This is a genomic window from Pseudomonadota bacterium (genome assembly GCA_038533575.1).
Classification (GTDB): Bacteria; Pseudomonadota; Alphaproteobacteria; order Rhodobacterales; family Rhodobacteraceae; genus Shimia_B.
Map to the genome: position 1 here is coordinate 1,534,867 of JBCAYL010000001.1, position 13,114 is coordinate 1,547,980.

General features: G+C 68.6%; 16 protein-coding genes and 1 tRNA gene. 5 read left to right on the forward strand and 12 right to left on the reverse strand.

The window, feature by feature from the left end:
- The first annotated feature begins 75 nt into the window (after positions 1-75).
- Both recJ and AAFM92_07810 read left to right on the forward strand, forming a co-directional pair.
- On the forward strand, positions 76-1,827 hold the full coding sequence (gene recJ, locus AAFM92_07805) for a single-stranded-DNA-specific exonuclease RecJ (GenBank protein MEL7300273.1): 1,752 nt from the start codon (positions 76-78) through the stop codon (positions 1,825-1,827).
- A gap of 90 nt (positions 1,828-1,917) precedes the next feature.
- Positions 1,918-1,992, forward strand: a tRNA-Glu gene (locus AAFM92_07810).
- A gap of 132 nt (positions 1,993-2,124) precedes the next feature.
- On the opposite strand, the gene AAFM92_07815 is transcribed toward AAFM92_07810, so the two are convergent.
- From AAFM92_07815 to AAFM92_07835, 5 genes are all read right to left on the reverse strand, one after another.
- Positions 2,125-3,105 carry a diguanylate cyclase gene (locus tag AAFM92_07815; GenBank protein MEL7300274.1) on the reverse strand — a complete coding sequence of 327 codons (981 nt, stop codon included), beginning with the start codon at positions 3,103-3,105 and terminating at the stop codon, positions 2,125-2,127.
- A gap of 1 nt (position 3,106) precedes the next feature.
- The gene (locus AAFM92_07820; protein ID MEL7300275.1) at positions 3,107-3,694 is read right to left on the reverse strand and encodes a heme NO-binding domain-containing protein; all 588 of its coding nucleotides are present in this window, start codon (positions 3,692-3,694) and stop codon (positions 3,107-3,109) included.
- A 103-nt stretch (positions 3,695-3,797) separates the two neighbouring features.
- Positions 3,798-5,357, reverse strand: coding sequence for a trimethylamine methyltransferase family protein (locus AAFM92_07825; protein MEL7300276.1), 1,560 nt, complete (start codon positions 5,355-5,357; stop codon positions 3,798-3,800).
- 108 nt (positions 5,358-5,465) lie between these two features.
- Positions 5,466-6,158, reverse strand: coding sequence for an HAD family hydrolase (locus AAFM92_07830; GenBank protein MEL7300277.1), 693 nt, complete (start codon positions 6,156-6,158; stop codon positions 5,466-5,468).
- Complete coding sequence (locus AAFM92_07835; protein MEL7300278.1) at positions 6,155-6,433, reverse strand: DUF3572 domain-containing protein; 279 nt, start codon at positions 6,431-6,433, stop codon at positions 6,155-6,157. The genes AAFM92_07830 and AAFM92_07835 overlap by 4 nt, the downstream gene beginning before the upstream one ends.
- 126 nt (positions 6,434-6,559) lie before the next feature.
- Here AAFM92_07835 and AAFM92_07840 point away from each other — a divergent pair, with 126 nt between their 5' ends.
- Entirely contained in the window at positions 6,560-7,948 is a 1,389-nt protein-coding gene (locus AAFM92_07840; GenBank protein MEL7300279.1) for a diguanylate cyclase, read from the forward strand.
- Between the two features lie 4 nt (positions 7,949-7,952).
- On the opposite strand, the gene AAFM92_07845 is transcribed toward AAFM92_07840, so the two are convergent.
- The 4 genes from AAFM92_07845 to AAFM92_07860 form a co-directional block, all read right to left on the reverse strand.
- Positions 7,953-8,462: a periplasmic heavy metal sensor gene (locus AAFM92_07845; protein MEL7300280.1), complete on the reverse strand. Its 510-nt coding sequence runs from the start codon at positions 8,460-8,462 to the stop codon at positions 7,953-7,955.
- Positions 8,455-8,808, reverse strand: coding sequence for a hypothetical protein (locus AAFM92_07850; protein MEL7300281.1), 354 nt, complete (start codon positions 8,806-8,808; stop codon positions 8,455-8,457). The genes AAFM92_07845 and AAFM92_07850 overlap by 8 nt, the downstream gene beginning before the upstream one ends.
- The gene (locus tag AAFM92_07855) at positions 8,805-9,380 is read right to left on the reverse strand and encodes an RNA polymerase sigma factor (GenBank protein ID MEL7300282.1); all 576 of its coding nucleotides are present in this window, start codon (positions 9,378-9,380) and stop codon (positions 8,805-8,807) included. The genes AAFM92_07850 and AAFM92_07855 overlap by 4 nt, the downstream gene beginning before the upstream one ends.
- A gap of 63 nt (positions 9,381-9,443) precedes the next feature.
- On the reverse strand, positions 9,444-9,929 hold the full coding sequence (locus AAFM92_07860) for an EF-hand domain-containing protein (protein ID MEL7300283.1): 486 nt from the start codon (positions 9,927-9,929) through the stop codon (positions 9,444-9,446).
- A gap of 153 nt (positions 9,930-10,082) precedes the next feature.
- Here AAFM92_07860 and AAFM92_07865 point away from each other — a divergent pair, with 153 nt between their 5' ends.
- Both AAFM92_07865 and AAFM92_07870 read left to right on the forward strand, forming a co-directional pair.
- Positions 10,083-10,478, forward strand: coding sequence for a DUF983 domain-containing protein (locus tag AAFM92_07865; GenBank protein MEL7300284.1), 396 nt, complete (start codon positions 10,083-10,085; stop codon positions 10,476-10,478).
- A gap of 21 nt (positions 10,479-10,499) precedes the next feature.
- Entirely contained in the window at positions 10,500-11,123 is a 624-nt protein-coding gene (locus tag AAFM92_07870) for an NUDIX hydrolase (protein MEL7300285.1), read from the forward strand.
- On the opposite strand, the gene AAFM92_07875 is transcribed toward AAFM92_07870, so the two are convergent.
- The 3 genes from AAFM92_07875 to AAFM92_07885 are packed head-to-tail and all read right to left on the reverse strand — an operon-like array spanning position 11,120 to position 13,100.
- Positions 11,120-12,016 carry an EamA/RhaT family transporter gene (locus tag AAFM92_07875; GenBank protein ID MEL7300286.1) on the reverse strand — a complete coding sequence of 299 codons (897 nt, stop codon included), beginning with the start codon at positions 12,014-12,016 and terminating at the stop codon, positions 11,120-11,122. The genes AAFM92_07870 and AAFM92_07875 overlap by 4 nt on opposite strands.
- A gap of 23 nt (positions 12,017-12,039) precedes the next feature.
- Positions 12,040-12,903 (reverse strand): fatty acid desaturase, encoded by an 864-nt coding sequence (locus AAFM92_07880; protein ID MEL7300287.1) that lies wholly within the window; start codon positions 12,901-12,903, stop codon positions 12,040-12,042.
- Positions 12,900-13,100 (reverse strand): DUF2061 domain-containing protein, encoded by a 201-nt coding sequence (locus AAFM92_07885; protein MEL7300288.1) that lies wholly within the window; start codon positions 13,098-13,100, stop codon positions 12,900-12,902. Before AAFM92_07885 ends, AAFM92_07880 begins: the two co-directional genes overlap by 4 nt.
- Positions 13,101-13,114 lie beyond the last annotated feature (14 nt).

The following is a 13,114-nucleotide window of genomic DNA, read 5'->3' on the forward strand; positions in this document are numbered from 1 at the left end:
TCGCGCCCCGGGCGCTGGACGGGAGCGCCCATGATTTGGTAGCCTGTTGAAGCTAAGCCACAACATGCTGACCAAATGCTCGACCGGCCCGCCTTTCTGAACGTCTCGCATTCGCTCACCGGGCGGCGCTGGATCGGCCCGTCCGACGCCCTCTCGCGCCATGCCGAGGCGCTGGTGCAGGAGACAGGCCTGCCCCATGCGCTCGCCGCGATCCTCGCGCGCCGGCGGGTGACGGCGGAGGAGGCGGATGCCTTCCTCGAGCCCACGCTCCGCGACCTCCTCCCGGACCCGCGCGCCCTGCGCGACATGGAGGCGGCGGCGACCCGCTTTCTCGCCGCCATGCGCGGGCGCGAGCGCGTGGCGGTCTTTGCGGACTACGACGTCGATGGAGGCGCATCGGCGGCCCTCCTTCTCACCTGGCTGCGGGAGATGGGCTGCGCCGCGACGCTCTACATCCCCGACCGGATCGACGAAGGCTACGGGCCCAACGCGCCCGCCATGGCGGAGCTGGCGCGCGACCACGACCTCATCATCTGCGTCGATTGCGGGACGCTCTCCCACGAAGCGTTGGCCGCCGCCACGGCCGCCGACGTGATCGTCCTCGATCACCACCTCGGGGGTGAAACACTGCCGCCGGCCCTCGCGGTGGTGAACCCCAACCGGCAGGACGAAACGGGCGACCTCGCGCATCTTTGTGCCGCGGCCGTCGTTTTTCTGATGCTCGTGGAGGCGGGCCGCCAGCTGCGGGAGGCGGGCGAGAAACGCCCTGATCTCATGGCGATGCTCGATCTCGTGGCGCTCGCCACGGTGGCCGACGTCGCGCCCCTCGTCGGCGTCAATCGGGCCTTCGTCCGCCAGGGTCTCAAGGTCATGGCCGCGCGCCGCAGGATCGGGCTCACCGCGCTCGCCGACATTGCCCGCCTCGATACGGAGCCCCGCTCCTATCATCTGGGCTATGTCCTGGGCCCGCGCATCAATGCCGGCGGGCGCATCGGGGCCGCCGATCTCGGCGCGCGCCTCCTGTCAACGGCTGATCCGCACGAGGCGGCCGCCCTCGCCGAACGCCTCGATGCGCTGAACACCGAGCGCCGGGAGGTGGAGGCCGCAGTGCGCGACGCGGCCCTCCTGCAGGCCGAGACGCGCGGGTTTGACCGTGGCCTCGCCTGGGCCGCCGGTGATGGCTGGCACCCGGGCGTCGTGGGCATCGTCGCCTCGCGGATGAAGGAGACCTCCGGCCGCCCCTCCGTCGTCATCGGCTTCGAAGGAGACGCCGGCAAGGGCTCGGCCCGCTCCATCCCCGGCGTCGATCTGGGCGCGTCGATCCAGCGGCTCGCCGCCGAGGGCCTCATCGAGAAGGGCGGTGGGCACAAGATGGCCGCGGGCCTCTCGCTCACGCGCGCGCAGCTGGAGCCTGCCATGGCGCGGCTGGAGGAGCTCCTCGCGCGGCAAGGCGCGGCGGAGGGGGCGGCGGCAGAACTGCGGTGCGATGCTGTCCTGATGCCGGGCGCGGCCACGGTGGAGCTGATCGAGCTCTTGGAGCGTGCGGGGCCCTTCGGCGCCGCCGCATCCGCTCCCCGCTTCGCGCTGGCCGATCTCCGCGTGGCCCATGCCAAGGAGGTCGGCGCCGGTCACCTGAAGCTCGATCTCACCGATGGGCTTGGGGGCCGCCTCTCCGCCATCGCGTTCGGGGCTTTCGACGGCCCGCTCGGGCCTGCACTGGCGCAGAAAAACGCCGCACGCGTCCATGTTGCCGGTCGTCTCGAAGTGAACAGCTGGGGCGGCCGCACCAGCCCGCAATTCCGGCTGGAAGACGCGGCCTTGGCCTGAATGGGCGCGGCTAAGCAGCGTGAATTTTCGCCAAGAATCGGCTTGCCCCCACCGCGGAGTTTTTCTATCACCCGCCTCACACCGATGAGTGCTCCCTTCGTCTATCGGTTAGGACGCCAGGTTTTCAACCTGGAAAGAGGGGTTCGATTCCCCTAGGGAGTGCCATCGTTGTTCCCCCCAAGTTGACGGGTTCCAAGTGGTGGATAAGCCGCCAGCACGCAGCTCATGGCGCGCGTCGGCTGTCCCCTCTCCCATGACGCGCGCGGTCGCCACCTGCAGATCACGGCCGCCGCGCGCCTAAAGCCCCAGCAAATCAGTGCTGAAATGCGTGTGCTTCCCGCGGCCCGCGCGCTTGGAGGCATAGAGCGCGAGATCGGCATGGTGGAGCATCTGCTCGACCGTGGGGGTCTCGTACTGTCCCGAGCGGCTCGTGCCGGCGGAGCCCGAAATCCGGCACGTCTCCCCGTTCCACGGGATGGGATGCTCGAGGCGCGCGATGATCCGAGCGGCGATGGCGGCGAGCCGGTCGGGGTGCTGCAGCTCGTGGATGATCAGCACGAATTCGTCGCCCCCGACCCGCGCCACGGTATCCTCGCGCCGCGTCTCGGCGACGAGGATGCGCGCCACCTCCTGCAAGACGTGATCCCCCGCCGCATGCCCGAGCGTGTCATTCACGGATTTGAAAAAATCGAGATCGAGATGCATGCACGAAAAGCCCACGCCGAGCGCGATGTAGCGGCCCATGATGTGATCCATGGCGCGGCGGTTTTTGAGGCCGGTGAGCGTATCGGTGAAGGCCTGCTCCTCCGCCGCGATCTTGGCGCCCTGGAGCCGCGCGTTGAGGTCCCGGCTCTGCTCCATCGCCGCGGATTTCGCCTCCACGAGGTAGAGCATCTCGATCGTCAGATCCGTGGGCGCGAAATCGCGGCTCGTGAGGCTGTAATTCCCCACAGCCTCGACCACCGAAATCCCGAAGGACATGTTCACGATGAGCCCGCCCATATGGGGAGCGGCCACCGCCTTCACCGGCGTGCGATGGGCATCCCTGAGCCTCAGATGCAAAGGCGCGCCGCTATGCGCCTGAAGGTCGGCCACGCTCCGCGCGCCACGGGGGCGCACGAGCTCGAAGAGGTCGAGGAACGGCCGGCCCACGGCGTCATCATCCATGAGCTTGGCCAAGGTGGGGCCGAGATGGGCGATCTTGCCCTCGGAATTGACGGCAACGTGCATCGGGCAGAGCGCATCGAAGGCCTGCGCATCGGGCATGTGATCGAGCATGTCAGGAGGCCTCCCGCGCCAGCTCGAAGCTGCGCCCCTCGGTGAATGCCTCGTCCAAAAGCACGATACGGAGCACGTCGTAGGTCTTGCGGCTTTCGTCGAGCTCGAGAAAGGCGAGCGCACCGTAATCGTCGGCCATGGCGCGCAGGATGCCCGTCATGACATGGCCGTATCCCGGCAGCCCTGCCCCGCAGCGCAGCGTGAAGGAGCCGTCCTCCATCTCCCTGAGTTCCAACCACGGAAGATGCAGATCGGGCACCGCGAGCCGGGCGCGCCCGGGCAGGTCGTCGAGCGAGTGGAGGAAATCGATGAAGTCCACCCCGCCGAAGCGCAGCAGGCGGCGCAGGGCCTGCGTGTTCGGATGGCTCACGAGGTAGGTGCCCAGATCCTCCAGGAGGTCATGGGGGGCCTTGCCGAGCTTCACCGTCGCAAGCTCCAGCACGGCCTGCGTCACCTCGTCTTCGTAGGTCAGCATCGCCTCGAAGGAGGTGAAGCCCAGATCGGCCTCCTGCATGACCTCTGCCCAGGTCTCCGGCCCGTAGGTATCCCGCAAAAAACACTGAAGACCCCGATTGATGAGACCGTGCATGCCGCTTCTCCGACGCTTTTGCCGGAGATCGCATGGCGAGGTTAAGAAATGTCCAACAGCGCCCGGCGCAGCGCGCCGCCCGGGAGGAAAAGAGAAGCCCCGATCAGAAGTCGGTGGGTGCCCCGCCCTCGGCCTTGCGGCGCGCCACGAAATCGGCGAGCTCATCGCGTATGGCCGCGTCCATGGGCGGCGCCTCGAAGCTCGCCACGATCTCCTTGAACATCTTGTGCGCGCGCTCCGCGGTCCACACGCCGCCGGCGATGTCCCAACCCTCGAAATTGCGCCAGTCGCTCAGGAACGGCTGGTAGAAGGCCGTCTCGTAGCGCTCTTGCGTATGCGCGACGCCGAAGAAATGCCCGGTCGATCCCACGTCCTTGATGGCGTCGATGGCAATATCGTCCTCGCCCGTCGCCCAGGTTTCGGGCTCGAAGTAGCGCTCGATCATCTGGAGCATCTCGCAATCCATGATGAACTTCTCGGGGCTGGCGATAAGCCCGCCCTCGAGCCAGCCCGCCGCGTGGTAGACCATGTGCGTGCCCGACTGCACCGCCGCCCAGAGCGAATTGGACGTCTCCCACATGGATTGCCCGTCGGGCACGTTGGCCGCGCATACCCCGGAGGACCGGATCGGAAGCCCGTAAAACCGCCCCATCTGCCCGGTCATCTGCGTGGCGCGCATGTATTCCGGCGTGCCGAAGGCGGGCGCGCCGCTCTTCATGTCCACGTTGGAGGTGAACGTGCCGATCACGCAGGGGCAGCCGGGCGTGTCGTATTGGAAGAGTGCGATGGCCGATAGCGCCTCCGCGATGGATTGCGCCACCGCCCCCGCCATCGTCACGGGCGCCATGGCCCCGGCCAGCGTAAAGGGCGTGACGACGATGGCCTGCCCCGCCCGCGCCATGCGCAGGCATCCGTCGATCATGGGGATGTCGTGCTTGAGCGGCGAGGTGGAATTGATGTTGGTGTACATCTTGGGCGTCGCGCGGAATTCCTCATGGGAGTGCCCGCCCGCGATGCGCACCATCTCCATGACGTCCTCGACGCGCTCGGGGCCGAGCGAGTAGGCATGCATTACCTTGTCGGTCAGCGTGAGCTTGTCGAAGAGCACGTCGAGATGGCGGACGCTTGCGTGGATATCGCAGGCCTCCACGGGGTAGCCGCCCGCGAAGTGGATGCAATTGAAGTATTGCACGAGTTTGAGGAGGTCCTGGCACTGCGCGAGCGTGCCCGTGACCTTGCCCGTCTCGAGGTCCCAATAATTGGGCGGCGAGGAGACGTTGCCGAAGACGAGGGATCGGCCCCCGATCGTGATCTGCCGCGCGGGATTGCGCGGGGTCATGGTGAAGGAGGCCGGCGCGCGCGCCACCATCTCCATCACGAAATCGCGCCCCATGCGGACGGTATCTCCTTCCACAAGGCAGCCCGCCTTGCGCAGGATCTCGCGGCCTTCGACATTGTAGAATTCGATCCCGATCTCCTCGAGGATGCGCATGGCACCGTCGTGGATGGCGGCGACGCCCGCCTCGCTCAGGGGCTCGGTGGGGCGGTCCGTGTTTTCGATGACACGCCAGGGCATCTGCTGGATGACCGCGCCACGTCCTCGCGTGTTGCCAGCGCGACCGCCGGAGCGGCGGCGTCTCGGGGGGGCGGCGTCATCGGGCATTGGGCGGATCCTCCTGCCCTCAGGGTGCGCGCGCCCGGGTCCTGGCACCTGTCAGAAGGCGACGGATCGTGTCGTTTCCCACGTCTGGTGCCACGTCTGGCCGCGCGATCAGCGCTCGGCGAGCCAGTCCGGCAGGACGGCAATGGAAGGCAGGACCACCTCCGCCAGCGGCGCGAGCACGGCCTCAGGCGCCAGCCCCGTCAGCACCCCTACGCCCACGCAGCCGGCCTCCCGGGCAGCGTGCAGATCATGGGTGGAATCGCCCACCATCGCGATCTCGGGGGGCGCGAGGCCCAGCCGCTCGGCAAAGGCGATAAGCTGCCCGGGCGCGGGCTTCCCGCCATGCCCGGAATCGTAGCCCGCGATGAAATCGAAATGCGGCAACGCGCCCGCGCGCCTCAGATGCAAGATCGCGGAGGCCTCCGCATCGTTGGTGGCCACGCCGAGCGCATAGCCAGCAGTCTTCAGGCCCCGGAGGAACGGCCCGAGAGGTACGACCTCCTGCTGCGGGACACCCTCGGAAAGCGCGATGAGCCGGGTCGAGACCTCCGCCTCGGTCATCTCGAGATGCGGGGCGAGGGCCGCGGCCTGCTCCTGCATGGTGCCCGCGATGACGAGGCTGTCGGGGTGGAACGTCTCCCGCGCGAGATCGTAGCCCAGCGCTCCGGCGAGCACCTCCGCGAGGGCGTCGTCTCCCCCCGACACTTCGCGCAGCGCACGCCCCGCCCAAGCGGACCAAGTCGCCTCGAAGTCGAATAAGGTGCCATCCTTGTCGAAAAGAACGGCTTTTATGGCGGTCATGTCCAGTCCACCTGACCACCCCCCGGCAGTGCCATGCGCGCCTCGGCAAGGTCCGTATAGGCCCAGCCCTGCGCGTCGCAAAGGGCCACCACCCAGGCATCATCCATCAGGATGAAATCGAGCACGGAGCCGAGAAACTCGGGCTCCCCGGCCCGCGCTCGCAGGTCCGCTTCGTTGGCGCCGGTGGAGCCGAGGAAGACCGGCCTGAGCTCGTCATGGCCCACCAACCAGCCCAGCGCCCCCAGGGCCATCGTCTCTGCCGCATCGCGCCGCATGGTCTCGTCCTCTGCCTCTCGACTGGCGAAAACCCGCCAAAGCCATGAAATGATCTAAAATCGGAAAGAGTTTGTTAACACTTCGGTAGCAACCATGCAGCGTCCGTATCAGATTGAGGCTCCTGCATGACAGCGCGCGTGCTCATCGTCGATCCCGTGGTGACCACGCGGATCGTGTTAAAGGTGAAGCTGGCAGCCGCCTACTTCAATGTGACCCATGCCGCCACGATCAAGGAAGCGCTGGAGAAGGCCGAGCGCGAGGCCCCGGATGTCATCCTGTGCGAATACGAGCTCGAGGGGGGCGGTGCCGCGCTCCTTCAGGCCCGGCTTCGCCCATTGCGGATCCCTGTCATGGCACTTTTGCCGGAAGAGGCGAAGGAGGCCCGCACCCATGCTCTGGCCGCGGGCGTGGGCGACGTCGTCTCGCGGCCCTACGATGACAGGGATCTCTTCGCCCGCATCCGCAACCTCCTGCGCGCGCGCAGCACCCATGAAGAACTTGCCCTGCGGACCGATACCTCCGCGGCGCTCGGTTTCGCGGAGGACTGCGCGTCGTTCCTCGGGCGGAGCCGGATCGGCATCGTGGCCGAAACGCGGGGGCAAGGTGCGAGCTGGCAGTCCGCGCTCGCGGCCCGGATGCCCCATGATATCGACATCCTCGACCCTGCCGAACTGGTGAAGCGCGAGGCCGCGCAGGGGCCCTTCGACGCGCTCCTCGTGGGCGTGAGCGGCCCGGACGCGCGGCAGAGGCTCGATTTCGTCTCCTCGCTTCGGGCGCGGACCGAGGGCCGGCACACCGCGATCCTCGTGGTGAGCCCGCACGAGCACGCCGATCTCGCGGTCACAGCGCTCGATACCGGAGCGGGCGATGTCATGGCCACGGGCTTCGAGCCCGGAGAGGCCGCCGAACGGCTCTCGCGCCTGCTGCGCCGTCGCCATGTGGAAGAGGCGCTGCGCCGCTCGGTGAAAGCGGGCCTCGAGGCCGCGGTGACCGATCCGCTCACCGGGCTCTACAATCGCCGCTACGCGATGCCCTATCTGGAGCGCATGTCCCAATCGGCGGAGCTCTCGGGGCGCTGCTTCGCGCTCATGGTGCTCGACCTCGATTTCTTCAAACGCGTGAACGACACCCACGGGCATGCCGTGGGCGACCGCGTGCTCACCGAGTTCGCCCAGCGGCTGCGCGCCAACCTGCGCTCGATGGACCTTCTCGCCCGTCTCGGCGGGGAGGAGTTCCTCGTGGCCATGCCGGACACGTCGCTTGAGCAGGCCAAGGCCGTGGCCGTGCGGCTCTGCGCGCTCACCCGCAGCGAGAGCTTCGCGCGGGACGAGATCATCGGCGGCGTCCCCCTGTCCGTCTCGGTCGGGCTCGTGATCGGCGGTGACCCGGACGAACACGATCTGCTGCGCGAGCGCACCCAGATCCATCACCTGCTCGAACAGGCCGATCTCGCGCTCTATGCCGCCAAGGCCGGCGGGCGGGACATGGTGCGGGTCTGCCGGCCCGCTGCGTGAGGCCCTAGTCGCCTGCGCGGGGCCCGCGTGGCCCCCTCGGGCGGGCGAGCTCCTCCTCTAGCCCGTCTGCGAAGGCCGCGCGCTCTGTCTCATCCATCGCGACGAGCCGAGCGACGAAGATATCCCGCGCCAGCCCCAGTCTGAATTCGGCCTCCGAGAGCTGGGCGCCGAGAAGTCGTGAGACCTCCTCGGGCTGGAAAGGCTCCGCCCGCAGCGCGGCGACCACCCCTTCGAGCTGCGCCTTGAGCGCACCGCGGGAGCGCCCGTCCTGCCGGAGGGCGCGGCGCATCTCGAGCGCCAGCGCCCGCCGCTCGCGCGGCTCGAGCGCGGCGATCACGGCCCCCATGCCGATCTCCTCGGCGGCGGGAGGTCGCCTGTCGTGGCCGCGCTGCCCCTGCGTGGCGATCGCCCCGACGACGATGCCCACGATGACGAGATTGAAGGCGAGCGAGAGGTAAAGCACCACGCGCCCGCCGCGCCCGAGCCCGGCCCGGGGGGGCTCTGCGTCAGCCATCGAACGCCACCTCGCCCAGGCGCGGCACGTAATCGGCCGCGCTCAACTCCACGCCGATCAGCGCTTCCGTGAAGAGGAGGAGCATGTCCGGCGGGAACATCCCGATGACGAGCCCCGTGGCAACGGCACCGGCAAGGCCGGACATCCCCCGCCAGCCGCCGAGCATGTCCTGCAGGCGCGCGTGCCAGGGGCGTTGCTCTGCCTGCTCGACCGCCTGCTCCCGCTCCGCATCCGCGAGGATGCGCGCCACGAGGTCCGCGGAGGGCAGAGGGCCTTCGCCGTCGGAAGCCGCGAAGACCGCGTCAAGCTCCTCGGCGTTTAGCTCTTTTTCGGGGGGCCGCGTCATCGTTCAAATCCTAATTCTGCGCGACGCGCGGCCAAGGCTTTCGCCAGCGCCCGCTTGCCCCGCGCCGTCAAACTCTCGACCGCTTCCACGGAGATGTCCATGATCTCGGCGATCTGCGGGTTGGGCAGGTTCTCGATGTGGCGGAGGACAACGGCCTCCCGCTGCCGCTCGGGCAATTCCGCCAGCGCATGCTGCAGCGCGGCCGCGCGGGTCTTGGCCATGATGCCCTGCTCCGCGCCGGGCGCAGCATCGGCGATGTCCGCCGGCTCCTCTAGCGCCGCCGGGCGGGCCTTCCTGAGCCGGTCGGTGCAGAGATTGGCCGTCACCCGATAGAGCCATGTGGTCACCTTCGCCTCCCCCGGGCGCCAGTCGGGCGCCACCTTCCAGAGACGCAGCAGCGCCTCCTGCGTGACGTCTTCGGCCTCCGCGCGATCATTGAGCAGCCTGTGGGCATGGGCGAGGATCCGCGGGGCGAGGCGCAGCGTGAGCGAACGCGCTGCGTCCTTGTCTCCATTGGCATAGAGCACCAAGAGGGCGTCATCGCTCACCTCCGACATCGCATCCAGCGCCATCACTCCATCCCCGCCTGCCGACGGGCCTAGCGGCTGGCGCCGGACCCGTCCAGTTCAGCGGCCTCACCCGCGGTCGCGACCGTCCCCCCGGCCAAAGCGGAAGCCCCGCGCCTCGCGCGCCTTTCGCATCTCTTCCGGCGAGAGGCCGCCGGAGCCATCGGCATCGAGCCGCTCGAAGCGGGCCTCCATGCGGTCGGCGCCCGCCCCGAACTCGTCGCGCTCGAGCGTCCCGTTGCCGTTGGCGTCCGCGCGCTCGATGAAGCGGGAGATGCGGGCCTCGCGCTGGTCGGCGCTCTGGGCTTCGCGCGCGGCGAGTATTTCGGCCATGGAAAGCGCACCGTCGCCATCGATGTCGGTCGCCTCGAAGCGGGCATCGCCGAAGGCGCGCATCTCGGCGAGGCTGACCTCCCCGTTGCCGTCGGCGTCGAGCTCCGAAAAGCGCGCGCCATCGCCGGCGCGGCCCTCGGCCTCTGCTGAAATCGCGCTCAGGCCCGTGAGCCCGATGGACAAGGCAAGGGTGCCTGCGAGAAGCTTCGTCGTCGTGGTCATCGTGTCGTCCTCGGTGAGGGTAGGTCAGGATCGCCCGGCGCCGCCTCACTCCAGCCTCGGACATGCCCTACACGGCCCACGCCGCCCTTTCCGTCGCGCGGCGCGGCGATTTTTCTTTCCCACGCGGTGCCGGGGGCGTAGGCGGGAGGCATCATGCACGCCACCAGACCTCTCAGCGAAGACGATGCGGACCGCCCCCTCGGGCGTGCGGTGCGCCGCGGGCTCCTCTGCCGGTGCCCGAAATGCGGCGAGGGGAAGCTGCTTCACCGCTACCTGAAGGTGCGGGATGCCTGCCCGTCCTGCGGCGAGGCCTTTCACCACCAGCGCGCCGATGACGGGCCGGCCTGGCTCACGCTTCTCATCGTGGGGCACCTCATGGCACCGGCGCTCCATATCGGCTACGTCCGCTACGAGCCGGAGCCGCTGGTGCTCTTCGCCGTGCTCTCATCGGCGTGCCTCGTGCTGTCTCTCGTCCTGCTGCCGCGGCTCAAGGGGATGATGGTCGCCTTCCAGTGGTCGCGGCGGATGCACGGCTTTTCGCGGCCCTGATCCCTTGAGCCGAAGGACGCCATGACAGAACCGCCGATCCGAGACGCCGCCACGATCGTCGCCCTCCGGGACATGCAGGGGCAGAGGCACGTCCTCATGGGCCAGCGCGGCGCGCAGGCGGCCTTCATGCCGTCGAAGTTCGTCTTTCCCGGTGGCGCGGTCGATGCCGCCGACGCTGACACGCCGCTCGCGCGGCACGTGGCGGAGCCTTGCGCCACGCGGCTCGCGGGCATGGCCCATGCCCTCGCCGTCGCCGCCATTCGCGAGCTTTGGGAGGAGACGGGCCTGATGCTCGGGCAAAGCGGGTCCGCGGCGGGGATGCCCTTTCTGCCCGATGCCGCGCCCCTCAGGTTCGTCTTCCGCGCGATCACCCCGCCGGGGCGTCCGCGCCGCTTCGACGCGCGGTTTTTCGCGGTGGCCGCCGATGCGCTCTCGGGCGATCTCGATGACTTCTCGCGCGCCTCCGACGAGCTCTCGCATCTGCGCTGGGTCCCCCTGGAGGAGGCCCGCAGCCTTGATCTGCCTTTCATCACCGAGGTCGTTCTGGCCGAGCTTGCCGCCCTCGATCCGAGCGTCGCGCCGCCCTCTGTGCCGTTCTTCAAGAACGACGATGAGGAAAGCCTCTTTCTCCGCCTCCGCGGCTAGGAGAACAAAACCACCAGCACCACACTGAGCGCGAGAGCGGCGATCCCGCCGAGCTCACGCAGCGTGGTGCGCTCGCCGAAGAGGAAGATCGAGAAGAGAAAGGAAAAGATCAGCTCCGTCTGACCGAGCGCCTTCACGAGCGCGGCCTTCTGCAGGCCAAAGGCCGTGAACCAGCCGAGAGAGCCCAGCATCGACGTGACGCCGACGAGACTCACCGCACGCCACGCCCGGAAGACGCGCTCGATCTCGCCGCGCTCCCACACCCTGAGATAAACGAGCATCATGGCGGTCTGCGCGAGCGTCAGAAGTGCAAGGCCGAAGGCCGCGCGCAGGAAGACATCGCCCCCCTCGAGCGCGAGTGCGGCCCCCCGGTAGGTCGCTCCCGAAACGCCGAAGAGCAGCCCCGAGGCCAGCCCCAACGCCGTCGCGCGGTTGAGCACCCGCGCGCGCCAGTTGCCGCTGATCTCCGGGGAATCTGAAAGCGCGATCACCCCGCCGAGCCCGATCATCAGCGCGAGGAACACGCCGAAGCTGATGGTCTCGCCCAAGAGGATGAAGCCGATGAGCGCGGTCTGCAGGACTTCCGTCTTCTTGAAGGTCACCCCCACGGCGAAGTTGCGATGCTGGAAGATCGCCACGGTGCACATCGTGGCCAGGATCTGTGCCACCGCGCCGGTGAGCCCGTACGCCCAGAAGGAGGCCGGCGTCGCGGGCATGGCGAGCCCCACCGCTGCCCCGTACCCGAGCGACAGCGCAAGAAGCAGGGGCCACGCGAAGAGGAAGCGCGCGAAGGTCGCGCCGGCGGTCGAGAGAGACGTGGACCGGAGCCGCTTCTGCAGCACGAAGCGGAGCGACTGGATGAAGGCCGCGAAAAGCGTGACGGGGATCCACATGGGATCCCCCTACGCCCCGGGCCCTACCGGCGCCAGAGCGGGTGCGGCACCGGGTCCTTGGCGCGCAGGAAGTGTCGCCGGAAGACCTCGCCGTAGGAGGCGAAGCGATAATGCGCATTCGTCTCGAGATAAGTGGCGCGGTTGCGCGCGAACTGGCCCGGCAGATCGTACCACGGGACGCCGGGGTGAAGGTGGTGGACGACGTGCAGGTTGTTGTTGAGGAAGAGGAGCGAGAGCGGACCCCGGTCCTCGATGATCACCGACCGCCCGCCCGCCTGCTCGTGGGCTTGGTGCTCGCAGAACGTGCGGATCTTGAGCAGGGAAAGCCCGCCATAGGCGGCGACCAGATAGGCCCAGAGCGGTAGCGGCGCGAGCGTCACCACCCAGAGCACCGCCGCCACGGCCGGGACATGAAGCGCCCAGCCCAGGATCACCCGCGGCGTGAGCGCGCGCAGGTCCCCCGCCATGAAAAGCACCTGCCCCACCACAGGCCCGATGAGCATCCGGCCCGCCAACGTGTTGTTGAAGCTCAGAATAGCGCGCGCCGAGGCCGGGAGCCGCTCCCACGCTCCCGCGTCGAGGTAGTTGGCTTCCGGATCGTCCAGCGGATCGGTGAGCCGCGCATCACGATGATGCGCGAGGTGAGTGTCGTAGAAGCGCAAGTAGGGGATGGCGAGCGTCAGCGGCGGCCACGCCAGCGCCGCATTGAGCCAGCGGTTGCGAAAGGGGTGCCCATGGATCGCCTCGTGCTGGAGCGAGCAGTGCAGCGCGATGAGCACCGCGAGCGCGGGGATCGCGAGACCCACGGGCGCGTGAAGCGCCGCGGCGATCCCGCCATAGACCAGGGCGAAGAGCGCGAGCGTGGGCCATTCGACGGGCCGCCTCATGTCCGCCCCCAAGGGATGCGCGCCCAGATCCGCTCGTAGGCCACGTAGATCAGGAGGCCGAGCAGGCTGTTGGTGGCGGCCATGCCCCCGCTGACGGTGAGGGACCCCGTGACGGCGAAGCCCACCCCCGTCATGACGAGGAGACCGATGAGTGTCCAAAGCGCGGCTTTGACGAAGGTGCGCAGGCGGCTGTCCATGCCCCATGCCTTGC